The sequence below is a fragment of the Bradyrhizobium sp. USDA3516 genome, from assembly GCF_057651995.1.
On sequence record NZ_JBYGYN010000005.1, the window covers coordinates 461,839 to 486,335 of the forward strand.

Sequence of the window (24,497 nt, forward strand, 5' to 3'; positions counted from 1 at the left end):
CGTCAGGCGACGATGATGGCCATGGCTTCGCGACGGCGGACCGCGATCGTGGTGCTGTCGACCCGTACCGCGATCGGATCGCGTCCGACCAGCCCCTCATGCAGGATCTCGACCCGGGCGCCCTCGACGAAGCCGAGTTCGATCAGGCGGCTCTCGAGCTCGACGTCAGACAGCGCCGAGCCAGCCTCTTTGGCGGCGAGGTGCTGGATGACGCCGATATAGCCGCGCTGGGCCAGACCCAGCGGCGTGTGCGAACGCGTATCAGTAGTGTCGGTCATGCCCTGTATTTTCAACGCCGGGCATTGACGTCAAGCGTGCCCGCCCGCCGAAGCTGCACCTTAGAGCGATTTTAAAGTGCAGAGGCGTGGGCGCTGTCGCCTCCCGACGGCTACTGGGCCGGGACCTTGTCCGGCTGGTTGGCCAGCGCGCGGCTCTTGAAGTAGTCCAGGACGAAGAGACGGATCGCCGACGACAGATTGCCCTGCTGGCGGTTGTTGTCGATCTCGCCGACCAGCTCGGACAACGTCATGTTGCGCAGGCCGGAGATCTCTTTCATGCCGTTCCAGAACGCCTCTTCCAGGCTGACGCTGGTCTTGTGGCCGGCGACGACGATCGATCGTTTCACGACCGGCGACTTCATGGCTGCTCCTCGCGATCGATCCGGTGCTGGTCCAGATGCTCCTTGGCCTGGTCCGCCCGTTTCGCCTCGGACGACCGTTCCGCCTTCGTGCGCCCGAACTTCGCCCGGTTGGCGTCCGCCTGCTTCGCCGAGGCTTCCCGCTCGACGCGCTTCCTGAAACGATTCAGGTTGATGACGTTCCCCATGCCGCGTCTCCATCATCCGATCCTCTTCAGGCAGGATGAAACATTCAGAAGCAGGGCGCCACACTGCGCCGCAGAAGATTTGATCGCCATTCGCTCGCCCTCGTCAATCGGCCCTCGGGCCATCAAACGATGAATTTCGCCCCGTCTAGGGCAGTAGAGCCGCGTAACACGCCGCCCCGGCCGCAACATTGACGGTAATCAAATCCCGCCCCCAAAGCCGCATATTTTTGGGCGCCGGGCGTCCGTATCATTACGGATGGCTATCGGAATTCGGAATTATCCCGGACTGGTCATCTTCTCGGGGCGCACCAGGCGGTCGAACTCGTCGGCCGCGACGAAGCCGAGCCGCAGCGCCTCCTCCTTCAGCGTGGTGCCGTTGGCATGCGCCGTCTTGGCAACCTTGGCGGCGTTGTCGTAGCCGATCTTTGGGGCCAACGCCGTCACCAGCATCAGCGAGCGCTGCATCAGCTCCTCGATGCGCTTCTCGTCGGCGCGGATGCCGCTGACGCAATGCTCGGTGAAGGAGCGCGCGGCATCCGCCATCAGGCGGATCGAATGCAGCATGTTGTAGGCCAGCACCGGCTTGTAGACGTTGAGCTCGAAATGACCCTGGCTGCCGGCGACCGTGATCGCGGTGTGATTGCCGAACACCTGGCAGCACACCATGGTCATCGCCTCGCACTGGGTCGGGTTGACCTTGCCCGGCATGATCGAGGAGCCGGGCTCGTTCTCCGGCAGGATCAATTCGCCGAGGCCCGAGCGCGGTCCGGAGCCGAGCAGGCGGATGTCGTTGGCGATCTTGAACAGGCCGGTCGCGACCGAATTGATGGCGCCGTGCGCCAGCACATAGGCATCGTTCGAGGCCAGCGCCTCGAATTTGTTGGCGGCGCTGGTGAAGGGCAGCTTGGTGATCCCGGCAACGTGCTTGGCGAACAGCTTTGCAAAGCGCGGCTTCGAGTTGAGGCCGGTGCCGACGGCTGTGCCGCCCTGCGCCAGCGGATAGAGGTCCTTCACCGCGGTCTTGAGCCGGGCGATGCCGCTTTCGACCTGCGCGGCATAGCCGGAGAATTCCTGACCGAGCGTCAGCGGCGTCGCATCCTGGGTATGGGTGCGGCCGATCTTCACGATCTTCGAAAACTCCCTCTCCTTCTTGCGCAGCGCGCGCAGCAGCTCGCCGAGCGCAGGGACGAGATCGGCATTGATGCGGCTTGCGGCGGCGATGTGCATCGCGGTCGGGAAGGAGTCGTTCGACGACTGGCTCATGTTGACGTGGTCGTTGGGATGCACCGGCTTCTTGGCGCCGAGTTCGCCGCCGAGCAGCTCGTTGGCGCGGTTGGCGATCACCTCGTTGAGGTTCATGTTGCTCTGGGTGCCCGAACCGGTCTGCCACACGACAAGCGGAAAATGGTCGTCCAGTCTGCCTTCGACCACCTCGCGCGCGGCGCGGATGATGGCATTGGCTCGGCGCCGGTCGAGCAGGCCGAGCTCGAGATTGGACTGTGCGGCGGCGAGCTTGACCATGCCGAGTGCATGCACGAGCGAGATCGGCATGCGGTCGGTGCCGATGCGGAAATTCTGGCGCGAGCGCTCGGTCTGCGCCCCCCAATAGCGGTCGGCGGCGACCTCGATGGGACCGAAGCTGTCGGTCTCGGTGCGGGTTGCAGGGCGGGCAGTCTTCGAGCGCGACGCTTTGGCCATGAGCACATCCATTCTGCCGCGCGACACGCCGCACGGCCTGTTCATGTGCTTCTCTATATAGAGAGTTTGGGCGGGCGCGATGGCTTCGCGGCCAACCTAGATCATTTCTTGCGGAAACGATCGAGCCGCACGACCTCGGCGCCGCCCTGGCTCGGCGGGGTCGGCTCGTCGGCAGCGTCCGGCTTCTCCGCGGCGGGTGCCGGGACCGATACGGCCGAAGGCGCGGGCGCTGCCGGCAAATTGTCCGGCGCGACCTCGGCGACGTCGGAGGTGTCGAACTGGAGGCCGAACTTCACGGACGGATCGAGGAAGCTCTTGATGGCGCTGAACGGCACCACCAGCCGCTCCGGAATGCCGCCAAAGGACAGGCCGACCTCGAAACGGTCCTCGAGCACGGTCAGGTCCCAGAACTGGTGCTGGAGGATGATCGTCATCTCCTCCGGATATTGCGCGAGCAGCCGCGGCGACAGCTTCACGCCTTCGGCCTTGGACACGAAGGTGATGAAGAAATGGTGCTCGCCCGGCAGGCCATGGGCTGCGGCATCGGTCAGCACCTTCCGCAGCACGCCGCGCAGCGCATCGCGGGCCAGCACATCGTATCGGATATGATCGGTCGCCATGGTGGTCCTGTTGCATCCGAGCAGCCGGACCCTGCCGATCCGACTCGCCAAGCCGCAATAGTACCGCGCCTGACGGGCGAGCAGGAGTCCCCGCCGGGGAAGAAATCAAAGAGTAAAGTGGAGGCTTCTGTTGCCAGGTGCCTCCGAACCCCGCCTAGCGGAGCTTAACCCGCTAGGACTTTAGAGTGGTCTTTCAAACTGCGTTACGCAGCCTGAGCAACCGGAGCAAAGTTGTCGTTGGCAACTATTGCAGTAGCCCGATAACGGCGGAACAATACCGGGAAAAAGTACGCCCTTTACGCCCTCGTCGATCCTATTTCGCCCCCGCCAAAGCCCAGCTTGGGGCACGCCCGATGCTGGGCTTTGGTGGAGGCGCCGGGTACCGCCCCCGGGTCCGAATGGTTTATTGCGACGACCGTTTATTTCCATAGCCGGCGAACCGGCATCTCCAATATAGGGGGTAAAGCTTTCGAAAAACAGAGGGTTGGGGGCGCGATCCCGCGGTTCCCTTTGGATAGGCTCCGGACTGCCGGGGCGGTCGCGGTCTGGCCGTTGCCAGAGGTCGCCGGCCCGATGTGCCGAATTCTTGCGCATGATGACGCTGCTGCTCCAGCGAACGACCTTGTCAGTCTCGGCGGGGGTTAATTTCCTGCGGCGGAAAGTAGCAGCATGAGGAGCCGCAAACTGATCTCCAGCTTCGGCCGGATCTCGCTCTCGCCGAGCCTGCGGTGGCAGTGCCCCGAGACGCACAGCATCGCGGTCGAGGCAAAGCACCAGAGGACCGACTAAAACGCCTACGCGACTTCACAGGTCGTGCCAGGTTCGAAGGTGCCTATCGTGATGTTAATCGGCCTGGTCCAGCAATTGCTGCACTGCGTCTGACCGCGCTGGTTGCGGCGGCCGCGTCCGTCTCGCGGATCTATCCACCCTGGCTTCTGCTTGCCGGCGGCGTGTTGGGTTTTGCTGGCATTGTGTGATGAAAATCGCTAGGCAGTGATCCGGGCGGGGTATCCAGTTCCAGCCGATTTAGAACAACAGTGCTCGTGACTTACAGGTCGCGGAGGAGACAGGCATGGCCGACACGATGGGCCACTCAGCGACCGCCACTCGAAACACCCGGGTGGCGCTCGGCTTTTGTCTGCTGGCGATTGCGCCGCAGATTTTCGAATTGATCTGGTCGATCGGGACGATTTTCGGCTGGGGGACCGGCCGCGGTCCGGCGGCGGTCGTCACCGGCCATGCGACGGCGCTGCTCGTCGGCGCGCCCGGCGCCATATTCGGATCGTTCGGCGGCGGCGCCAAGAAGATGTCGTCCGAGGTGCTGCTGGCGCTGATCTATTCCTATCCGCTGTTTGCGGTCGCCATCCTCACGCTGTTCATGACCATCCGCTCGGCGCAAGATTATGTCGGCGGCGTCGTGCTGATGGCCGTTGCCCTGTTCGCGCTGTGGGCGTCGAGCGATTTGCAGGGCATGCGTGGCTTCTCCTTCGGTGCGGGCACCGCGCCGCGCATGTTCGGCGGACTGCTGGTTGCCCTGTCTGCCGGCATCGCCTTGACCGGCCTGATCACGGAGGGACCGGCCCTCGCCCATTATTCCTGGCGCGGGCCGCTGTTCGTGATGGCGGCGATCCTGTTCTTTGCGCTGGCGATCCGGCCGCTCGGCCTCGTGGTCACGGCTTTTACCAGCTTCATGATCGCGGCGACGGGCTCGCACGAGACGCGCTGGCTGGAAGCGGTCATCGTCGGCGCCTGCCTGACGATCGGCTGTGCGATCCTCTTCCCCTACGTGCTCGGGCTACCGATGCCGATGTATCCGCGTTTCCTGATCCGGTGAGGGCGTGATGGATATCTTTGCCAACCTTGCTCACGGCTTCGCCGTCGCGTTCTCCCCGATCAATCTCCTGATGTGCCTGATCGGCGCCCTCGTCGGCACGCTGGTCGGCGTTCTCCCTGGCATCGGAACCATTGCGACCGTCGCGATGCTGCTGCCGATCACCTTCGGGCTGCCACCGGTCGGCGCGCTGATCATGCTGGCCGGCATCTATTACGGCGCGCAATATGGCGGCTCGACCACATCGATTCTGGTCAACATACCCGGTGAGGCGACATCGGTCGTGACCGCCATCGACGGTCACCAGATGGCCAAGCAGGGCCGCGCCGGCCCGGCGCTGGCGATCGCCGCGATCGGCTCGTTCTTCGCCGGCTGCGTCGCGACCGTCCTGATCGCACTGCTCGGCGCACCGCTGACGAAACTCGCGCTGGCGTTCGGCCCGGCCGAATATTTCTCGCTGATGGTGCTCGGCCTGATCTTCGCCGTCGTGCTGGCCAAGGGCTCGGTGCTGAAGGCGATCGCGATGATCGTGTTCGGCCTGTTGCTCTCGATGGTCGGTTCGGACATCGAGACCGGCGCCTCGCGCATGGCCTTCAACATTCCCGAGCTCGCCGACGGTCTCGGCTTTGCGACGGTGGCGATGGGCGTGTTCGGCTTTGCCGAGATCATCCGCAACCTCGACCACGGCGCCGAGATGAATCGCGACCTCGTGCAGCAGAAGATCACCGGCCTGATGCCGACCAGGAAGGATCTGGCCGATGCGACGCCGCCGATCCTGCGCGGCACCGTGCTCGGCTCGATCCTCGGCATCCTGCCCGGCGGCGGCGCGGTGATCGCGTCCTTCGCGGCCTACACGCTCGAGAAGAAGCTCTCAAAGACCCCGTCCCGGTTTGGGCGCGGCGCGATCGAGGGCGTGGCGGGGCCGGAGAGTGCCAACAACGCCGCGGCACAGACCTCGTTCATTCCGCTGCTCACCCTCGGCATCCCGCCGAACGCGGTGATGGCGCTGATGGTGGGCGCGATGACCATCCACGGCATCGTGCCAGGTCCGCAGGTGATGCAGAAGCAGCCGGATCTGGTCTGGGGCATGATCGCCTCGATGTGGATCGGCAATCTGATGCTGATCATCATCAACCTGCCGCTGGTCGGGATCTGGGTCCGGCTCTTGCGCGTGCCCTACCGGCTGATGTTCCCTTCGATCGTGATCTTCTGCGCGATCGGCATCTATTCGGTGAACAACGCGCCGGTCGACGTCATCCTCGCGGGCGTCTTCGGTCTGGTCGGCTATTGGCTGATCAAGCACGATTTCGAGCCGGCGCCGTTGCTGCTCGGCATGGTGCTGGGACCGCTGATGGAGGAGAACCTGCGCCGCGCGCTGCTGATCTCGCGCGGCGACTGGAGCGTGTTCCTGACGCGCCCGTTGTCGGCGGTGCTGCTTGCGGTCGCGGCGAGCCTGCTTGTCCTTACGGTGCTACCTGCATTGCGTGCCAAGCGCGACGAGGTGTTCACCGAGTCCGAGAACTGAGGCGTCCGTGCCCTCGTCGGCTCGGTCCTGCGTCGGCGCGCCGCATTCGGAAGTCGAATCGACTTGTGTTACGGCTTTATGAAATGGAAATGCCGGCCTTTGGGCCGGCATTTTAGTGTGTCCAAAGGGAGGATCGCCATGACGTTCATTCGCGCGCTCACAGGCGCATGTGCAGCTGCGATAGCGTCGCTGGGCGCCTTCATCACAACGGCTGAGGCGCAGACCTATCCGACGCGCAACATTACCGTGATCGTGCCCTTTGCGGCGGGCGGGCCGACTGACGTGATCTCACGCATCGTCACCGGGCACATGGCGCAGACGCTGGGGCAGAGCATCATCATCGAGAACGTGGTCGGCGCCGGCGGCACCACCGCCACGACGCGTGCCGCGCGTGCGGCCAACGATGGCTATACGCTGATCACCGGGCATATGGGCACGCATGCCGCCTCCGTGCCGCTCTATCCGAAGCTGGCCTATCACCCCGAGAAGGACTTCGAGCCGATCGCACTGCTGGCCGGCACGCCCATCCTGATCCTGGCGCGCAAGGACTTTCCGCCGAAGGACCTCAAGGAGTTCGTCACCTATGTGAAGGCGAATGCCGAGAAGGTGAACGCCGCACATGCCGGTGTCGGCTCGGTTTCGCACGTCTCGTGCGAGCTCCTTCACTCCATCCTCGACATCAAGCCCGTCGGCGTGCCCTTCAACGGCACGGGACCTGCGATGAACGCGCTGGTGGCGGGTCAGGTCGACTACATGTGCGATCAGATCGTCAACGCCGTCCCGCAGATCAATGCCGGCACCATCAAGGCCTATGCGATCGCCACGGCCGAGCGCAACCCGTCGCTGCCGAACGTGCCGACCACAGCGGAAGCCGGTCTGCCGGCATTCCAGGCTCAGGCCTGGAACGCCATGTTCGCGCCCAAGGGAACCTCGCCCGCGATCGTGGCAAGCGTGAACGCCGCCGCCGTCAAGGCGCTCGACGACGAGACGGTGAAGAAGCGCCTGCTCGAGCTCGGCAGCGTCATCCCGGCGCCGAAGGACCGCACCCCGGAGGCGCTGGCGACCCTCGTCAAGAGCGAGATCGCGAAGTGGAGCCCGGTGCTCAAGCCGGCAAATTAAGCGAAGGCGATCAAGGCGCTAGACGAGGGGCGGGACGTCAAGTTCCGCCCTCTTGTCCTTTGTGCCGGGAACACTCACTTTTCCGGGTATAATCGACGGAGACAGCGAATCGCCGCTGTCGCAGCGCTGGGGGTGTCGCTAAGTTCGCCGCCTCCCCAAAGGCTCAGTCGCCCATGCACCAATATCAGGACCTGCTCGAGCGGATTCTTTCCGACGGCGCCGAGAAGACCGACCGGACCGGCACCGGCACGCTCTCGGTGTTCGGCCATCAGATGCGCTTCAATCTGTCGGCCGGCTTCCCGATGCTGACGACCAAGCGGCTGCCGCTGAAGGCGATCGTGCATGAGCTGCTCTGGTTCCTCAAGGGCGACACCAACATCAAATATCTGCGCGACAACGGCGTCACCATTTGGGACGAATGGGCGGACGCCAATGGCGATCTCGGTCCGGTCTATGGCCATCAATGGCGCTCCTGGCCTGCGCCGGACGGCCGCAGCATCGACCAGATCGCTGACGTCGTCGACATGATCAGGCGCAATCCGGATTCGCGCCGCCTGATCGTCTCGGCGTGGAATCCGGCCGAGGTGGACAAGATGGCACTGCCGCCGTGCCATTGCCTGTTCCAGTTCTATGTCGCCAAGGGCAAGCTGTCATGCCAGCTCTATCAGCGCTCGGCCGACGTGTTTCTCGGTGTGCCCTTCAACATCGCCTCCTATTCACTGCTGACCATGATGGTGGCGCAGGTCACCGGCCTCAAGCCCGGCGACTTCGTGCATTCGTTCGGCGATGCGCATCTTTATTCCAACCATCTGGAGCAGGCGAAGCTGCAGCTCAGCCGCGCGCCGCGCGCGCTGCCGGCGATGCGGATCAATCCTGACGTGAAGGACATCTTCTCCTTCCGCTACGAGGACTTCGAGCTCGTCGGCTACGATCCGCATCCGCACATCAAGGCGGATGTCGCGGTCTGACACAGATGTCGTCGATCATCCGCCGTGCGCAGCCCGGAGAGGCCGGGCTCGTTCTCTCCTTCGTCCGCGAGCTCGCCGAGTACGAAAAGCTCATCCACGAGGTGGAAGCGACCGAGGCCGATATCGCGGAGGCGCTGTTCGGCGAGACCCCGCAGCTCTATTGCGCGATCGCGGAGTGGAACGGTGAGCCGGTCGGCTTCGCGGTGTGGTTTCTCAATTTCTCCACCTTCAGCGGCTGTCACGGCATCTATCTCGAAGATCTCTATGTGCGGCCGTCGCATCGGGCCAACGGTCTCGGCAAGGCGCTGCTGGCCTATCTCGCCAGGGAGTGCGTCGACAACGGCTGGTCGCGCCTGCAATGGGCGGTCCTCGACTGGAACGCTCCCTCGATCGCGTTCTACAAATCCCTTGGCGCCGTCATGATGGACGACTGGACGCTGTGCCGGGTCACCGGGCCTGCGCTGACTCGGCTTGCCGGGAGCTCTGCCTGATGGAGATCGTCTTCGTCGTCGCCATCGCGGAGAATGGCGTCATCGGCGCGGGCAATGCGATGCCGTGGCGATTGAAGTCCGACATGGCGCGCTTCAAGGCGCTGACGATCGGCAAGCCGGTGATCATGGGCCGCAAGACCTTCGAGACCTTGCGCCGGCCGCTGCCGGGCCGCACCAACATCGTGGTCACGCGCGATCCGGCCTATCGCGCCAACGGCGCCATCGTCACGACGTCGCCAGCGGATGCGGAGGCGGTCGCGCGCGGCGATGCCCTGCGGCGTTCGGTCACTGAGATCGCGGTGATCGGTGGCGCCGAGATCTACAGGCAATGGCTCGGCCGTGCCGATCGTCTCGAGATCACCGAAGTGCATGCGCGCCCCGAAGGGGACACGCATTTCGACATCGACAAGGCGGAATGGGACGAGGTTGAACGCGTCCGCCATCCTGCCGGCCCCGACGACAGCGCCGACCTGTCCTATGTGACATATCGTCGGCGGCGCGGCCATTAACCGCTTTCGTCAATGTTTACATTGACTTTTTCGTGCCCGAGCATAGCTCGGAAGACGGTCAGGGCCGCGTTGTAAGGGACTTGCCTGTCCCCTATAAAGCCGGACCGGACAAAGCGGGCGGTGGCAATTCCACCCTGCCGAGGAGAACGTCGAATGCCGTGGAAGAATCAGGGCGGTGGCCCGTGGGGCTCGGGTCCAAAGGGACCATGGGGCTCAGGCCCGCAACCGGTCGGGCCGAGGCCGCCGGATCTGGAAGACCTTCTGCGGCGCGGCCAGGACCGCCTCCAGCAGATCATGCCGGGCGGTTATTTCTCCGGCATCGGCATCACGCTGATCATCCTGCTGATCGTCGCATTCTGGCTGCTGTCGGGCTTCTTCCGCGTGCAATCCGAAGAGCTCGGCGTCGTGATGCGCTTCGGAAAGCACGTGCGCACCGTGCAGCCGGGCCTGAACTATCATCTGCCTTATCCGATCGAGACCGTGCTGCTGCCCAAGGCGCTGCGCGTCAACACCACCTCCATCGGGATGACGGTGATCGAGGACCCGGCGCGGCGCGGCCGCTCGATCCGCGACGTGCCGGAAGAGAGCCTGATGCTGACCGGCGACGAGAACATCGTCGACGTCGATTTCACCGTGCTCTGGCGCATCAAGCCGGACGGCATCGGCGACTTCCTCTTCAACATCCAGAATCCCGAAGGTACCGTGAAGGCGGTCTCCGAGAGCGCGATGCGCGAGGTGATTGGCCGATCTCAGATCCAGCCGATCCTGACCGGAGCGCGCAACGTCACCGAGCAAGGCGTGCACGAGCTGATCCAGAAGACTTTGGACAGCTACGGCGCCGGCATTCAGATCACCCAGGTGCAGATGCAAAAGGTCGATCCGCCTGCGCAGGTGATCGACGCCTTCCGCGACGTCCAGGCCGCACGGGCCAATCTCGAACAGCTGCAGAACGAAGCGCAGACCTACGCCAACCAGGTCGTGCCGCAGGCGCGCGGACGCTCGGCCAAGATCCTGCAGGATGCCGAAGGCTACAAGGAACAGGCGGTCGCCGAGGCCAAGGGCCAGAGCGCGCGCTTCCTGAAGGTTTACGAGGAATACAAGAAGGCACCCGACGTGACGCGTGAACGGATCTACCTGGAGACGATGGAGCGCGTGCTCGGCGGCGCCGAGAAGCTCGTCTATGACGGTGGCCCCTCGGGCCAAGGCGTCGTGCCCTATCTGCCGCTTCCCGAACTGACGCCCAAACGGACACCTACAACCGGTCAGCCCTCGAGCGGAGGCAACCGATGAGGTCTCCGGTTACAGGTTTCGTCACACTTCTCGGGCTGCTCCTGGTCCTGGTCGTGGCTTACATGTCGCTATTCACCGTGCAGCAGACCGAGCAGACGATCGTGCTCCAGTTCGGCAGGCCGGTCGACGTCGTCACCGCGCCCGGCCTGCACTTCAAGGCGCCGTGGAACTCGGTGATCAACATCGACAAGCGGATTCTCGATCTGGAGAACCCGTCGCAGGAGGCGATCGCCTCCGACCAGAAGCGGCTCGTGGTCGACGCCTTCGCGCGCTACCGCATCAAGGACGCGCTGCGCTTCTATCAGAGCGTCGGCTCGATCCAGGCCGCCAACATCCAGCTCACCACGCTCCTGAACGCGGCGCTGCGTCGCGTGCTCGGCGAGGTCACCTTCATCAACGTGGTGCGGGACGACCGCGAGAAGCTGATGCTGCGCATTCGCGACCAGCTCGACCGCGAGGCCGACGGCTACGGCATTCAGGTCGTCGACGTCCGGATCCGTCGCGCCGATCTGCCGGAGCAGAACAGTCAGGCGGTCTACCTGCGCATGAAGACCGAGCGTGAGCGCGAGGCCGCCGAGTTCCGGGCACAGGGTGGACAGAAGGCCCAGGAGATCAGGTCCAGGGCCGACCGCGAGGCGACCGTCATCATCGCGGAAGCCAATTCGCAGGCTGAGCAGACCCGCGGTGCGGGCGATGCCGAGCGCAACCGCCTGTTTGCAGAGGCCTACGGCAAGGACGCCGACTTCTTCGCGTTCTACCGGTCGATGACGGCCTATGAGAACGGGCTGCGTTCGAACGACACCCGCTTCCTGCTGCGGCCGGACTCGGATTTCTTCCGGTACTTCAGTAACCCGTCCGGCAAGATGGCAACCGAGACGCCGGCGAAGCCGTGAGCTAGACAAGGGCGGCGGATCTCGCCGCCCTTCGTCCAGACAAGAACAGCATAGCGGGAGGTTCCATTCCGATGAGGTCCATTGCGTTCGCCGACTTCCTCATCGGCCTAGGCATCCTGTTCGTCCTCGAAGGCTTGATGTTCGCGGCCAGTCCAAACTGGATGCGCAAAGCCATGAAAAGCGCCATCGCCACGCCGGACAACATCCTGCGGGCGGTCGGGATCGGCTCGGCCGTGGCCGGCCTGATCCTGATCTGGGTTATGCGGCGCCCGATTTAGGCCTCGGCCAACGCCAAAGTGAAGGCGCCAGACTGGTTTTCGCCGTATTATCGGGCTCTTGAGGTCCGTTAAGCTCCGCGCTTGCGCCGTGCCCCCGTTCGAGCGCAGTCTGGCGCCGAATCCCTTTGCCTGGAGATCACAATGACCGCTGCCACCACTGCCCCGTCCCGCTCGCGCCGCCGTGTGCGACTTGGTGTGCGACTTGGGCTGGCCGCGCTTGTCGTCGGTGCTTGCAGCGCGTTCGGCGCGCCGGCCCATGCGCGTGGACCGGATGGCATCGCCGACGTCGCCGAGAAGGTGATCGACGCGGTCGTCAACATCTCGACCTCGCAGACGGTCGAAGCCAAGGGGGGCGGCAGCAACTCCATGCCGCAACTGCCGCCCGGCTCGCCGTTCGAGGAGTTCTTCGACGACTTCTTCAAGAACCGCCGGGGTCCCGGTGGCGGCAGCAAGGGCGGCGAGAACAGCGCGCCGCGCAAGACAAATTCGCTCGGAAGCGGTTTCATCATCGACACCGCGGGCGTCGTCGTCACCAACAACCACGTCATTGCGGACGCCGACGAGATCCACGTCATCCTCAACGACGGCACCAAGATCAAGGCCGAGCTGGTCGGCGTCGACAAGAAGACCGACCTCGCCGTGCTCAGGATCAAGCCGACGAAGCCGCTGGTGGCGGTGAAGTTCGGCGACAGCGACAAGCTGCGCCTCGGCGACTGGGTGGTCGCGATCGGCAATCCCTTCAGTCTCGGTGGTACGGTGACCGCGGGCATCGTCTCGGCCAAGAACCGCGACATCTCCTCGGGGCCGTACGACAGCTACATCCAGACCGACGCCTCCATCAACCGCGGCAATTCCGGCGGACCGCTGTTCAACCTCGACGGCGACGTCATCGGCGTCAACACGCTGATCATCTCGCCGTCCGGCGGCTCCATCGGCATCGGCTTCGCCGTGCCGTCGAAGACGGTGGTGGGCGTCGTCGACCAGCTCCGCCAGTTCGGCGAGCTCCGCCGCGGCTGGCTCGGCGTGCGCATCCAGAGCGTCACCGACGAGATCGCCGAGAGCCTCAATATCAAGCCCGCGCGTGGTGCGCTGGTTGCCGGCGTCGACGACAAGGGCCCGGCCAAGCCCGCCGGCATCGAGCCCGGCGACGTCGTCGTCAAGTTCGACGGCAAGGACGTCAAGGACCCGAAGGACCTGTCCCGCGTCGTCGCCGACACCGCGGTCGGCAAGGAGGTCGACGTCGTCATCATCCGCAAGGGGCAGGAGGAAACCAAGAAGGTCACGCTCGGCCGCCTCCAGGATGCCGACAAGGTGCAGGCGGCGGTGAAGACCGACGAGCCGGCGCCGGAGAAGCCGGTGACGCAGAAGGCGCTCGGCCTCGATCTCGCAGCCCTGAGCAAGGATCTGCGCACGCGCTACAAGATCAAGGACAGCGTCAAGGGTGTGGTCGTCACCAATGTCGACGCCAATTCTGACGCCGCCGAGAAGCGTCTGTCCGCCGGCGACGTCATCGTCGAGGTGGCGCAGGAAGCGGTGTCGAGCGGCGCCGACATCCAGAAGCGGGTCGATCAGCTCAAGAAGGACGGCAAGAAATCGGTGCTGCTGCTGGTCTCGAACGGCGACGGCGAGCTGCGCTTCGTCGCGCTGAGCGTGCAGTAAGGGGACGCTGTTCGTCCCGCACTCAACTGTCATGCCCCGCGAAGGCGGGGCATCCTGTACGCCGCGGCTTCTCGGTTCTAGCTTCGCTGTCTCTGGAATACTGGATCGCCCGCCCCTGTGCGCAATTGCGCACTGGGCGGGCGATGACAGCGAGAGGGGAGGCTTTACCCCTCCACGAACTCTTCGCGCCGATACCCCTGCGCATACAGCAGCGCGGTGAGATCGCCGTGATCGATCCGCACGGCCGCGGCGGCGGCCACCGCCGGCTTGGCGTGATAGGCGACACCCAGACCCGCGGCCTGGATCATCGCGAGATCGTTGGCGCCGTCGCCGACCACGACCGAGTCGATGTCGTCGAGATCGAACGATTCCATCAGGTCCACCAAGGTCGCGAGCTTCGCCGCCCGGCCCAGGATCGGCTCCTTCACCTCGCCGGTGAACTTGCCGTCTCGTACGACGAGCTCGTTGGCGCGGTTCTCCTGGAAACCGATCTTGGCGGCGACCGCGCGCGTGAACAAAGTAAAGCCGCCGGAGACGAGGCAGGTATAGGCGCCGTTCGCGCGCATGGTGGCGACCAGCTCACGGCCGCCCGGCGTCAGCGTGATGCGCTTGGCCAGGACTTCGTCGACCGCGCTGGCCGGCAGGTCCTTGAGCAACGCGACGCGCTCGCGCAGTGCCGGCTCGAACTCGATCTCGCCGCGCATGGCGCGTTCGGTGATGGCGGCGACATGCGCCTTGACCCCGACGAAGTCGGCGAGCTCGTCGATGCATTCCTGGCCGATCATTGTGGAATCCATGTCGGCGAGAAAAAGCTTCTTGCGCCTGAAGCCGACAGGCTGCACGACGATGTCGATGGGCAGGTCGCCGCGAAGCTCGCGCAGCCGCTGCTGGATGGCGTGGCGGTCGCCTTCGAGGTTACTGTCGGCGCCGAAGGGAATGTCGACCGCAACCCCGTCGAACAGCCAGTGCGCGGGCGCCGCCTGCGGCAGCACGGCGCGGGCGCCATCGACGATGGTCGAGTCGAGCGCGGGATTGTCAGGGTTGCAGATCAGCGTAGCAACGAGGGACATTTGAGGTTTTCGTGAGCGAGGGGCATTCGAGCAAGGCCGTGCTTATCGCAGGCCCGACCGCCAGCGGCAAGTCGGCGCTGGCGCTCGAGCTTGCGCGCGCCGCCGGCGGCGTCGTCATCAATGCCGATTCCATGCAGGTCTATCGCGACCTCCGCATCATCACGGCGCGGCCGACCGCGGCGGACGAGGCGCTCGTGCCGCATCGTCTCTATGGCCACGTCGATGCCGCCGTGAATTTCTCGGCCGGTGCCTGGGTAAGCGATGCGGCGAAGGCGCTCGACGAGGCGAGGGCTCAGCGACGTCTGCCGATCTTCATCGGCGGCACCGGGCTCTATTTCAAGGCGCTGACCACGGGTCTCTCCGCGGTGCCGCCGATCCCCGCCGAGCTGCGCGAGGATGTGCGCGCGCGGCTGGAACGGAACGGCGTCGAGGCGCTGCACGCGGAACTCGCAGCCCGCGATCCGCGCGCGGCCGCGCGATTGAACCTGCGCGACCGCACCCGCATCGCCCGCGCGCTCGAGGTGATCGAGGCAACCGGCCGTTCGCTGCTCGATTGGCAGCGGGAGGGACAGCCGCCGCTGCTGCCCAAGGACAGATTTCGCGCGGTCTTCCTCGCGCCCGAGCGTGACGAGCTCTATGCCCGCATCGATGCCCGTTTCGATGCCATGCTGGGTGCCGGCGCGCTCGACGAGGTCGAGCGGCTCGCCGCCAGGCATCTCGATCCGCTGCTGCCGGCCATGAAGGCCCATGGCGTGCCATCCTTGATCCGGCATCTGCGCGGCGAGCTCAGCCTGGAGGAGGCCGCCAGCATTGGCCGCGCCGATACCCGCCACTACGCCAAGCGGCAATTCACCTGGTTCCGGCACCAGCTGCCGGACTTCGAATGGGTGAGGCCGGAGGAGGCGAGGGGATGGCTCGCCGCGGCCGTGCCGGCGGAACGGCACACCAACTGACGCGCTTTTGTGCCGGGTTCCCGAATTTACCTCTCGCCGAAATTCGGGAACACCGCTACACTGCCAAAATCGCGCGGGAACGGCCGCACTGCCTTGACATCCAAGGTTTGGCCGCTATGTTTCGCGCAACCTTTGGGAAGCCGAGCGCCGCCATGCGTAACATTATTACCAAACTCCTTATCGCCGTCGTACCCAGGCACACCGCCGGGGGTGGCTAGCTGCCATCCACATGACAGGCGGTGTGCGTGGGCCCTCTTCGGGGCCTTTTTTATTTCCCGAACCCGACACGAACGAAGCCGCTGACAACAGCGCATCCGGAGCAAGCCAATGAGCGACAAGAGCCACGATCCGAACCAGATGACCGGCGCCGCGATGATCGTCCGCGCACTCATCGATCACGGCGTGACCGACATTTTCGGCTATCCCGGCGGCGCGGTGCTTCCGATCTATGACGAGATCTTCCAGCAGAGCGAGGTCCAGCACATCCTGGTCCGCCACGAACAGGGCGCGGGCCATGCCGCCGAGGGCTATGCGCGTTCCACCGGCAAGCCGGGCGTTGCGCTGGTGACCTCCGGCCCCGGCGCCACCAACATGGTGACGCCGCTGACGGATGCCCTGATGGACTCGATCCCGCTGGTCTGCATCTCCGGCCAGGTGCCGACGCATCTGATCGGTAACGACGCGTTCCAGGAATGCGACACCGTCGGTATCACGCGCCCCTGCACCAAGCACAATTGGCTGGTGCGCGACGTCAATGATCTCGCCAAGGTGCTGCATGAGGCCTTCTACGTCGCAACCTCGGGCCGTCCGGGCCCGGTGCTGGTCGACGTCCCCAAGGACGTGCAGTTCGCCACCGGCACTTACCATCCCCCGCGCAAGTCCGACGTGCACCGCTCCTACGCGCCGCGCGTGAAGGGCGATGCGACGCAGATCCGCAAGGCGGTTTCGCTGCTCGCGAACGCCAAGCGTCCCGTGATCTACAGCGGCGGCGGCGTCATCAATTCCGGCCCCGAGGCGACCAGGCTCCTGCGCGAGCTGGTCGAGGTCACCGGTTTTCCAATCACCTCGACGCTGATGGGTCTCGGCGCCTATCCGGCGTCGGGAAAGAACTGGCTCGGCATGCTCGGCATGCACGGCACCTATGAGGCCAACATGACCATGCATGATTGCGACGTCATGCTGTGCGTCGGCGCGCGCTTCGACGACCGCATCACCGGCCGCGTCGATGCGTTCTCGCCCGGCTCGAAGAAGATCCACATCGACATCGACCCGTCCTCGATCAACAAGAACATCCGCGTCGACGTGCCGATCATCGGCGATTGCGGCAACGTCCTCGGCGACATCCTCCAGGTGTTCAAGGCGGAGGCGAAGAAGCCCGACATCAAGTCGTGGTGGCAGCAGATCGCGCAATGGCGCGCCCGCAACTCGCTCTATTACAAGAAGAGCAACGACGTCATCCTGCCGCAGCACGCGATCCAGGCCTTGTTCGAGCAGACGCGCGGCAAGGACACCTACATCACGACCGAGGTCGGCCAGCATCAGATGTGGGCCGCGCAGTTCTACGGCTTCGAGGAGCCGCATCGCTGGATGACCTCGGGCGGTCTCGGCACGATGGGCTACGGCCTGCCGGCCGCGGTCGGCGTGCAGGTGGCCCATCCCGACAGCCTCGTCATCGACATTGCGGGCGATGCCTCGGTGCAAATGACGATGCAGGAGATGTCGACGGCGGTTCAGTACGAGCTGCCGATCAAGATCTTCATCCTGAATAACCAGTACATGGGCATGGTGCGCCAGTGGCAGCAGCTGTTGCACGGCAACCGCTTGTCGCATTCTTATTCGGAGGCGCTGCCGGATTTCGTCAAGCTCGCGGAGGCCTACGGCGCCGTCGGGCTTCAGGTGCACAAGCCGGCCGATCTCGATGGCGCCATCAAGGAGATGATCTCGGTCAAGCGCCCCGTGCTGTTCGATTGCCGCGTCGCGGCGCTCGAAAACTGCTTCCCGATGATCCCTTCCGGCAAGGCCCACAACGAGATGCTGCTGCCGGAGCAGGCCAACGACGAGGCGACCGCGAAGGCATTTGCCGGCGGCAAGGCGCTGGTGTGACGCCATGTTCGACCTGAAAGAGCTCGAACGCGCACATGCGATCGTTGGGCAGGCGGTGCCGGCAACGCCGGCGCATGCCTGGCCGTTGCTCGCAGGTCGGCTCGGCACCGAGGTTGTGGTCAAGCACGAGAACCACACGCCGATCGGCGCCTTCAAGGTGCGCGGCGGCCTCGTCTATCTCGAACGGCTGAAGCGCGAGCGGCCGAAGACATCGGGCATCATCTCGGCGACGCGCGGCAATCACGGTCAGAGCCTCGCCTTTGCCGCGAGCCGCCACGGCGTGCCCGCGGTGATCTATGTGCCGCGCGGCAACTCGATCGAGAAGAACCGCGCGATGAAGGCCTTTGGTGCCGAACTCGTCGAGCACGGCGAGGACTTTCAGGCGGCACGCGAGGAAGCCGAGCGCCGCGCGCAGTTCGCCGGGCTCCACATGGTGCCCTCGTTCCACCCGGATCTCGTTCTTGGCGTCGCGACCTACGCTCTCGAACTGTTCCGCGCAGTGCCCGACCTCGATATCCTCTATGTGCCGATCGGGCAGGGCTCCGGCATCTGCGGCTGCATCATGGCGCGCGACCTGCTCGGCCTGAAGACCGAGATCGTCGGCGTGCAGTCGACGGAAGCGCCGTCCTACGCGCTGTCGTTCGCGGCCGGAAAAATCGTGACGACCGAAACCAGCAACACCCACGCCGACGGCATGGCGACGCGCATCCCCGACGAGGATGCGTTCGCGCTGATCCGCAAGGGCGCCTCGCGCATCGTTGAGGTCACCGACGACGACGTCGCCGCCGCGATCCGCGCCTACTGGACCGATACGCATAATCTCGCCGAGGGCGCCGGCGCAGCCGCGCTGGCCGCGGCGCTGCAGGAAAAGAGCAAGCTGAAGGGCAAGCGCGTCGGTCTCGTGCTGTCTGGCGGCAATATCGATTTCGATCTGTTCCGCCGTTGGGTCGGGACGGACGCGCCAGCGATGGCGTGACGGAGAGACAACAGGGGACGACAATGAACCAGCCCGCATCCGCCTATTTCATCGAGGACCGTCACGATCCCAACGAGACGCATACGCTTGCGGTGCTCGTGCAGAACGAGCCGGGCGTGCTCGCGCGCGTCATCGGCCTGTTCTCGGGGCGCGGCTACAACATCGAGAGCCTCACGGTCTCGGAGACCGAGGCCCAGAAGCATCTGTCCCGCATCACCATCGTCACCACGGGCACGCCGATGGTGATCGCTCAGATCAAGCACCAGCTCGACCGCATGATCCCGGTGTACCAAGTCGTCGACATGACCCAGACCAAGCGCTCGATCGAGCGCGAGCTGGCGATGGTCAAGGTGCGCGGGCAGGGCGAGCACCGGGTCGAGGCGCTCAGGCTGGCGGATGCGTTCCGTGCCCGGGTCATCGACGCCACCACCGAGAGCTTTGTGTTCGAGATCACAGGCAATACGGACAAGATCAATCAATTTATCGACCTGATGCGCCCGCTCGGCCTCGTCGAGGTGTCGCGCACGGGTGTTGCCGCGATCGGCCGCGGGCCTGAAGGGATGTGAGCCATGTTGGCGCGCGACTGGTACTACAACGAGCGGAACCGGATGGGGATCGAGCCCGCTGTGGCCTCGATCTACGACAACAATGACGATGCCGATCTGCGGGCGCGCGCCGCGCTGAAGATGCTCGGGGTCCAGCGCGGCTGGCGCATCGCCGATATCGGCTGCGGCAACGGCGTGCTCGCCACCGAAGCGGCGTTGATGGGGGCCGACGTCGACGCCATCGACATTTCGCCGGCCATGCTGGCGCTCGCCGAGATCTACGCCCGCGACCGCAAGGCGCCGGTGCGCACCCAATCCGCCGGCCTGCTCAGCTTCGCCTACCGGCCCGAGTCCTACGATCTCATCGTCAGCGAGTTCACGCTGCACCACCTGCCGGACTTCTGGAAGGCGGTGGCGATGTCGCGGATTTTTCGCGCGCTCAAGCCCGGAGCGACGTTTTATCTCCGCGACATCGTTTACTCATCGATGCCCGACGCGATCGAGCGTGACGTCGAGCAATGGGCCGACTTCCAGATCAAGAACCACGATTTCTCCCGCGAGGGCGTGGTGACCCACATGCGCGACGAATATTCCACCTTCGGCTGGGTGATGGAGCGGATGCTGACCGACGTCGGCTTCACCCTGGTCGCGGCCGACTATCACGCGCCGATGCACGGCACGTATCTGCTGCGGAAACCGAAAGCCGGCGAGCAAGGCTAGACAAGAACAACAAACAGGGCTGCGAGACAAAGCAGAACCGGAACAACAATGAAGCCGGCCGACATCCTCATCGCCATCATGGTGGCGATCATCTGGGGGCTTGCCTTCGTGGCCAGTCGGATCGCGCTTGACGAGCTTTCGCCGGAGCTGATGACGGCGTTGCGCTTTATGATCGCCGCGGTGCCGTGCCTGTTCATTCCCAAGCCGAAGGTCGCCTGGTCACTGCTGATCGCGATCAGCTTCACGCTGTTCCTCGGTCAGTTCCTGTCGCAGGCCTACGGCATCGCTCATGGAGTGCCCGTGGGCCTGACCAGCGTCGTCGTGCAGAGCCAGGCGCTGTTTACGATCGGCTTTGCCGCGCTCGCATTCGGCGAGCGGCCGACGCCGGTGCAGACGCTCGGCATCGCCATCGCCGCGATGGGCTTGCTGATGATCTGCGGCACCGTCGGCTATGATTTCAGCGTCGGCGCCTTCGCGGTTCTGATGGTCTCGCCGCTCAGCTTTGCCATCGGCAATCTGCTGCTGCGCGGCGCGCGCGGCGTGCCGATGTTCGATCTGTTCGCCTGGCTCTGCCTCGCCTCGGCCGTGCCGCTGTTCGTGCTGGCGCTGATCGCCAACGGACCGGCGCCGACCTGGACGTCGCTGATGCACATGTCGCTCACATCGGCGCTCTGTATGCTGATGCTCGGCGGCATTTCCACCAGCATCGCCTATTGGCTGTGGGGCCGGCTCTTGCGCGACTATCCGGCTGCGCAAGTGGTGCCGTTCGCGCTGTTGGTGCCGTTCGTGGGCGCGGCGGCCTCCAGTATCATCTTCGGCGAACGCTTCGGGCCGCTTCGCCTCGCCGGCATGCTGACCGTGATCGGCGGGATCGCCGTGATGGTGCTGGCGAAGCGCCCGCAAGTCCTGCCGAAGACTGCGTGAGGTGATGATGACCTACTCGCTGTTCTACGCCTTCCTCGTCTTCATGGTCGTGATGTACTTCACGCCCGGGCCGAACAACATCATGCTGCTGTCCTCCGGCCTGACCTACGGCTTCCGCCGCACCATCCCGCACATCGTCGGCATCGTGCTCGGCTTCGCCTTCATGGTCGCCGCGGTCGGCCTCGGGCTCGGCTCCGTGTTCCTCGCCTATCCGATCCTCCAGACCATCCTGAAATATGCCGGCGCGGCCTACCTGATCTATCTCGCGGCCGCGATCGCCATGGCCGGTCCGGCCAAGCCGGGCGAGGAGAATGGCCGCGGCCCGATGACCTTCTGGGGCGCGGCCATGTTCCAGTGGATCAATGCCAAGGGCTGGGTGATCGTGATAGGCACCATCACCGCCTATGCCGCGATCGCCCAATTCCCGCTCAACATCGCCATTCAGACCGTGATCAGCCTCGTCGTCGGCACAGTCTCGACCGTGGTCTGGGCGCTGTTCGGCACCGCGCTGCGGCCGGTCCTGACCTCCGAGCGGCTGGTGCGCGCCTTCAACATCCTGATGGCGATCCTGCTGCTGGCCTCCCTCTACCCCGTTTTCATGGATGCATGATGTCGCGGATTTCCATGCAGAAACGGGTTTCCCTCAGGGCTGAAAATGCTCTAGACAGCCCCCGAAATCCGCAAATTTCACCCTTCGGACACTGACCATTGGCCGATTTCGGCCCTGAACGAGGAAACGACCTATGCGTGTTTATTACGATCGCGACGCCGACCTGAACCTGATCAAGGGCAAGAAGGTCGCCATCGTCGGCTATGGCAGCCAAGGCCATGCCCATGCGCTCAACCTCAAGGATTCCGGCGTCAAGGAAGTGGCGATTGCGCTGCGCAAGGACTCCGGCTCGGTCAAGAAGGCGGAAGCCGCCGGCTTCAAGGTGATGGAAGTTGCGGAAGCTGCCAAATGGGCCGACCTCGTCATGATGCTGACCCCGGACGAGCTCCAGGGCGACATCTATCGTGAGCACCTGCACGACAACATGAAGAAGGGCGCTGCCCTGGTGTTCGCCCACGGCCTCAACGTCCACTTCAACCTGCTCGATCCGCGCGCCGACCTCGACGTGCTGATGATCGCGCCGAAGGGTCCCGGCCACACCGTGCGTTCGGAATATCAGCGCGGCGGCGGCGTGCCCTGCCTGATCGCGATTGCCAAGGACGTCTCGGGTAACGCCCATGACCTCGGCCTGTCCTACGCGTCGGCCGTCGGCGGCGGCCGCGCCGGCATCATCGAGACCACCTTCAAGGAAGAGTGCGAGACCGACCTGTTCGGCGAGCAGGTGGTGCTCTGCGGCGGCCTGGTCGAGCTGATCAAGGGCGGCTACGAGACCCTGGTCGAGGCCGGCTACGCGCCGGAGATGGCTTACTTCGAGTGCCTGCACGAAGTGAAGCTGATCGTCGACCTGATCTATGAAGGCGGCATCGCCAACATGAACTACTCGATCTCCAACACCGCCGAATACGGCGAGTACGTCACCGGCCCGCGCATCATCACCGACGAGACCAAGAAGGAGATGCGCAAGGTTCTGGCCGACATCCAGGGCGGCAAGTTCGCCCGCGACTGGATGCTCGAGAACAAGGTCAACCAGACCTCGTTCAAGGCCACCCGCGCCAAGCTCGCCGCGCACCCGATCGAGGAAGTCGGCGCGAAGCTGCGCGACATGATGCCCTGGATCAAGAAGGGCGCGCTGGTCGACAAGAGCAAGAACTGACGTCTGCGCCGTCATTCCGGGGGCGCGCTCAACGCGCTGCCGGGATGACGAGCGAAGTTCAAGCTTCGCTCCCCAAGCCAAATCTTGGAACTTGGCGACTATGATCGAGCGAGATTGCAAACAGCGGTCTCGCTCTTTTCGTCTCGGCGAGACATCGCTCTCTCATCTTTCCGCGGCCTGGAGCGCAGTTGAGCGGCTCGGCTCCTGCCAAATACGGGCGTCGCATCAGCCCGCCGGGACGGTCTGCCCACGCGGATGGCGGGCCATCGCAATCATGCGCAGCGCCAGCACGATGAGCAGCGGAAGCAGGAAGGCGGCATAGAGCGGCATCGTCGGCACGCGCTTGCCGAACGAGACCATGAACTGGAGCCAGATGTAATAGCCGCCCACAAGATGCAGGGCCCGCCAGGCGCGCGGGCCGATCAATGCGGCGGTGCGGTCGAACGACGTCGCGCTCATGGCGATGATGAAGCCGTAGCCGATGCCGCCGAAGATGTAGGAGGCCATCGAGGTGGCCTCGGCAAATCCGGCCGGATCCATCCCGGCAAACGTCATGATCGCCGCCGCGTGGATGGCGTGGGAGACCGCGAAGCTGAGGCCCAGATAGCGGCGGTTGCGTTTCTGCCAGCGCGTCCAGGCATTGGGCCACAGCCGTGCCAGCGCCGCGGCGCTGAAGGCGAGGCAGAACAACAGGAGCGAGCTTCGTGCCGTGAAGCGGATCACCATCCGAACGCCCTCGACTTCGAACTGCCGCATCGAGGCGATCCATAGGCTGAGGGTGACGAGGCTCAAGCAGAGGACGGCCAGCAGGCGCCAGCCTTCGAGCCAGCTTCGACGTTCGGACATGGCGATCTCCCTCTCTATGTAATCGTCGATTACATTAGGCGTTGAACGCGCCGTCAACGGTGTAATCATTGCTTACATTCACATTCGGGTGAGGCTAGAAGGATCCATGCCTGTCCGTCAGCCGTCCAAGCCGCGCGCCCGCCGCCCCGCCACCGAAGCCCGGCCGTACCATCACGGCGACCTCCGCCGTGTGTTGATCGATGCTGCGCTGCAACTCGCAGCGGAAGGCGCCGAAGTCTCAGTCCGGGAGGCCGCGCGCCGGGCCGCGGTGTCGCCGGGGGCGCCGTTCCGACATTTTCCCAGCCGAGATGCGCTCATGGCGGCCGCAGCCGAGGAGGCGCAGCGGCGCTTTCGCGCCGAGATCGATGCGGCGCTGCGCGAGGCTCCGGCCGCCGATCCGCTCGTCCGCTTCCGCGCCTTCGGTCTCGCCTATTTGCGTTGGGCGATGCGCAATCCCGCGCATTTCGAGATCATCTCGACCGGGCGCTATTTTGCTCATGGCAGCTCGCCGGAGCTGACGCGAGACAATGCCGAGCTGATCGCGCTGACGGAGCAGATGCTGGGTGATGCGGCAGCTCAAGGCCTGCTGCGGTCGGCCGACCTCAAGCGCATCCAGATCGCCGGGCGCGCCCTCGTCTACGGTTTCGCCCGGATGAATCTCGACGGCCACTTCCCCCGATGGGGCGTCGGGGAGGACGAGATCGAGCAGATGGCGGAGGGGGTGATCGATCTGTTCATCGCAGGTATCGCAAAGCCCTAGCGGGCCAGCGGCTCTGGTCGACGCCGTACGGCGCAGCCCGCTAACATTAAGCGAAGGTCGGACCGCGCCGCGCGTTGCCTCTCCTTGACCATTCCGTTACAGTTTTATGACACGGTGCAGGCTTCCGGCTG

26 protein-coding genes and 1 other RNA gene are annotated in these 24,497 nt (G+C 64.8%); 19 read left to right on the forward strand and 8 right to left on the reverse strand.

Annotated elements, in window-relative coordinates; all coding sequences use genetic code 11:
* Positions 1–2: 2 nt before the first annotated feature.
* The 6 genes from AC24YW_RS19155 to ssrA form a co-directional block, all read right to left on the reverse strand.
* Positions 3–278: a FeoA family protein gene (locus AC24YW_RS19155; protein WP_487484167.1), complete on the reverse strand. Its 276-nt coding sequence runs from the start codon at positions 276–278 to the stop codon at positions 3–5.
* Positions 279–388: 110 nt separating this feature from the next.
* A complete protein-coding gene (locus AC24YW_RS19160) occupies positions 389–640 on the reverse strand; it encodes a ribbon-helix-helix domain-containing protein (protein WP_487484168.1) in 252 nt (83 codons plus the stop codon).
* Positions 637–825, reverse strand: coding sequence for a DUF4169 family protein (locus AC24YW_RS19165; RefSeq protein WP_109144934.1), 189 nt, complete (start codon positions 823–825; stop codon positions 637–639). The genes AC24YW_RS19160 and AC24YW_RS19165 overlap by 4 nt, the downstream gene beginning before the upstream one ends.
* A 276-nt stretch (positions 826–1,101) precedes the next feature.
* The gene (gene fumC, locus AC24YW_RS19170; RefSeq protein WP_487484236.1) at positions 1,102–2,535 is read right to left on the reverse strand and encodes a class II fumarate hydratase; all 1,434 of its coding nucleotides are present in this window, start codon (positions 2,533–2,535) and stop codon (positions 1,102–1,104) included.
* 89 nt (positions 2,536–2,624) lie between these two features.
* Complete coding sequence (locus AC24YW_RS19175) at positions 2,625–3,143, reverse strand: SspB family protein (RefSeq protein WP_487484169.1); 519 nt, start codon at positions 3,141–3,143, stop codon at positions 2,625–2,627.
* Between the two features lie 116 nt (positions 3,144–3,259).
* Positions 3,260–3,626: a transfer-messenger RNA gene (gene ssrA / locus AC24YW_RS19180) on the reverse strand.
* 589 nt (positions 3,627–4,215) lie between these two features.
* Here ssrA and AC24YW_RS19185 point away from each other — a divergent pair.
* The 10 genes from AC24YW_RS19185 to AC24YW_RS19230 all read left to right on the forward strand — a co-directional run bounded on the left by AC24YW_RS19185 (position 4,216) and on the right by AC24YW_RS19230 (position 13,706).
* Positions 4,216–4,977, forward strand: coding sequence for a tripartite tricarboxylate transporter TctB family protein (locus tag AC24YW_RS19185; RefSeq protein ID WP_487484170.1), 762 nt, complete (start codon positions 4,216–4,218; stop codon positions 4,975–4,977).
* Positions 4,978–4,984: 7 nt separating this feature from the next.
* A complete protein-coding gene (locus AC24YW_RS19190; protein ID WP_487484171.1) occupies positions 4,985–6,499 on the forward strand; it encodes a tripartite tricarboxylate transporter permease in 1,515 nt (504 codons plus the stop codon).
* Between the two features lie 138 nt (positions 6,500–6,637).
* Positions 6,638–7,618, forward strand: coding sequence for a tripartite tricarboxylate transporter substrate binding protein BugD (locus tag AC24YW_RS19195; RefSeq protein WP_487484172.1), 981 nt, complete (start codon positions 6,638–6,640; stop codon positions 7,616–7,618).
* Positions 7,619–7,791: 173 nt separating this feature from the next.
* Positions 7,792–8,586, forward strand: coding sequence for a thymidylate synthase (locus tag AC24YW_RS19200; protein ID WP_487484173.1), 795 nt, complete (start codon positions 7,792–7,794; stop codon positions 8,584–8,586).
* Between the two features lie 5 nt (positions 8,587–8,591).
* Positions 8,592–9,077, forward strand: a complete 486-nt coding sequence (locus AC24YW_RS19205) for an N-acetyltransferase family protein (RefSeq protein ID WP_487484174.1) — start codon at positions 8,592–8,594, stop codon at positions 9,075–9,077.
* Positions 9,077–9,586 carry a dihydrofolate reductase gene (locus AC24YW_RS19210; protein WP_487484175.1) on the forward strand — a complete coding sequence of 170 codons (510 nt, stop codon included), beginning with the start codon at positions 9,077–9,079 and terminating at the stop codon, positions 9,584–9,586. Before AC24YW_RS19205 ends, AC24YW_RS19210 begins: the two co-directional genes overlap by 1 nt.
* 153 nt (positions 9,587–9,739) lie before the next feature.
* Positions 9,740–10,876, forward strand: coding sequence for an FtsH protease activity modulator HflK (hflK, locus tag AC24YW_RS19215; RefSeq protein WP_487484176.1), 1,137 nt, complete (start codon positions 9,740–9,742; stop codon positions 10,874–10,876).
* Positions 10,873–11,769, forward strand: a complete 897-nt coding sequence (hflC, locus tag AC24YW_RS19220) for a protease modulator HflC (RefSeq protein WP_487484177.1) — start codon at positions 10,873–10,875, stop codon at positions 11,767–11,769. The genes hflK and hflC overlap by 4 nt, the downstream gene beginning before the upstream one ends.
* A 71-nt stretch (positions 11,770–11,840) precedes the next feature.
* Complete coding sequence (locus tag AC24YW_RS19225; protein WP_057747247.1) at positions 11,841–12,047, forward strand: DUF2065 domain-containing protein; 207 nt, start codon at positions 11,841–11,843, stop codon at positions 12,045–12,047.
* A 141-nt stretch (positions 12,048–12,188) separates the two neighbouring features.
* Positions 12,189–13,706 (forward strand): Do family serine endopeptidase, encoded by a 1,518-nt coding sequence (locus AC24YW_RS19230; RefSeq protein WP_487484178.1) that lies wholly within the window; start codon positions 12,189–12,191, stop codon positions 13,704–13,706.
* 164 nt (positions 13,707–13,870) lie between these two features.
* On the opposite strand, the gene serB is transcribed toward AC24YW_RS19230, so the two are convergent.
* The gene (serB, locus tag AC24YW_RS19235) at positions 13,871–14,776 is read right to left on the reverse strand and encodes a phosphoserine phosphatase SerB (protein WP_487484179.1); all 906 of its coding nucleotides are present in this window, start codon (positions 14,774–14,776) and stop codon (positions 13,871–13,873) included.
* A gap of 11 nt (positions 14,777–14,787) precedes the next feature.
* Between serB and miaA the strand changes: the two genes are divergently transcribed.
* The 8 genes from miaA (at position 14,788) to ilvC (ending at position 22,760) form a co-directional block, all read left to right on the forward strand.
* A complete protein-coding gene (gene miaA / locus AC24YW_RS19240) occupies positions 14,788–15,729 on the forward strand; it encodes a tRNA (adenosine(37)-N6)-dimethylallyltransferase MiaA (RefSeq protein WP_487484180.1) in 942 nt (313 codons plus the stop codon).
* Positions 15,730–16,056: 327 nt separating this feature from the next.
* The gene (locus AC24YW_RS19245) at positions 16,057–17,832 is read left to right on the forward strand and encodes an acetolactate synthase 3 large subunit (RefSeq protein WP_487484181.1); all 1,776 of its coding nucleotides are present in this window, start codon (positions 16,057–16,059) and stop codon (positions 17,830–17,832) included.
* 4 nt (positions 17,833–17,836) lie between these two features.
* Positions 17,837–18,808, forward strand: coding sequence for a threonine dehydratase (locus AC24YW_RS19250; RefSeq protein ID WP_487484182.1), 972 nt, complete (start codon positions 17,837–17,839; stop codon positions 18,806–18,808).
* Positions 18,809–18,831: 23 nt separating this feature from the next.
* The gene (gene ilvN, locus AC24YW_RS19255) at positions 18,832–19,374 is read left to right on the forward strand and encodes an acetolactate synthase small subunit (RefSeq protein ID WP_487484183.1); all 543 of its coding nucleotides are present in this window, start codon (positions 18,832–18,834) and stop codon (positions 19,372–19,374) included.
* A 3-nt stretch (positions 19,375–19,377) separates the two neighbouring features.
* The gene (locus tag AC24YW_RS19260) at positions 19,378–20,073 is read left to right on the forward strand and encodes a class I SAM-dependent methyltransferase (protein WP_487484184.1); all 696 of its coding nucleotides are present in this window, start codon (positions 19,378–19,380) and stop codon (positions 20,071–20,073) included.
* Between the two features lie 48 nt (positions 20,074–20,121).
* On the forward strand, positions 20,122–20,997 hold the full coding sequence (locus tag AC24YW_RS19265; protein ID WP_487484185.1) for an EamA family transporter: 876 nt from the start codon (positions 20,122–20,124) through the stop codon (positions 20,995–20,997).
* A gap of 7 nt (positions 20,998–21,004) precedes the next feature.
* Positions 21,005–21,607 (forward strand): LysE family translocator, encoded by a 603-nt coding sequence (locus AC24YW_RS19270; protein WP_487484186.1) that lies wholly within the window; start codon positions 21,005–21,007, stop codon positions 21,605–21,607.
* Between the two features lie 133 nt (positions 21,608–21,740).
* Positions 21,741–22,760 carry a ketol-acid reductoisomerase gene (gene ilvC / locus AC24YW_RS19275; protein WP_060735242.1) on the forward strand — a complete coding sequence of 340 codons (1,020 nt, stop codon included), beginning with the start codon at positions 21,741–21,743 and terminating at the stop codon, positions 22,758–22,760.
* A 225-nt stretch (positions 22,761–22,985) separates the two neighbouring features.
* On the opposite strand, the gene AC24YW_RS19280 is transcribed toward ilvC, so the two are convergent.
* Positions 22,986–23,606 (reverse strand): hypothetical protein, encoded by a 621-nt coding sequence (locus AC24YW_RS19280; RefSeq protein WP_487484187.1) that lies wholly within the window; start codon positions 23,604–23,606, stop codon positions 22,986–22,988.
* A gap of 106 nt (positions 23,607–23,712) precedes the next feature.
* Between AC24YW_RS19280 and AC24YW_RS19285 the strand changes: the two genes are divergently transcribed.
* Positions 23,713–24,366, forward strand: a complete 654-nt coding sequence (locus tag AC24YW_RS19285; protein WP_487484188.1) for a TetR/AcrR family transcriptional regulator — start codon at positions 23,713–23,715, stop codon at positions 24,364–24,366.
* Positions 24,367–24,497 lie beyond the last annotated feature (131 nt).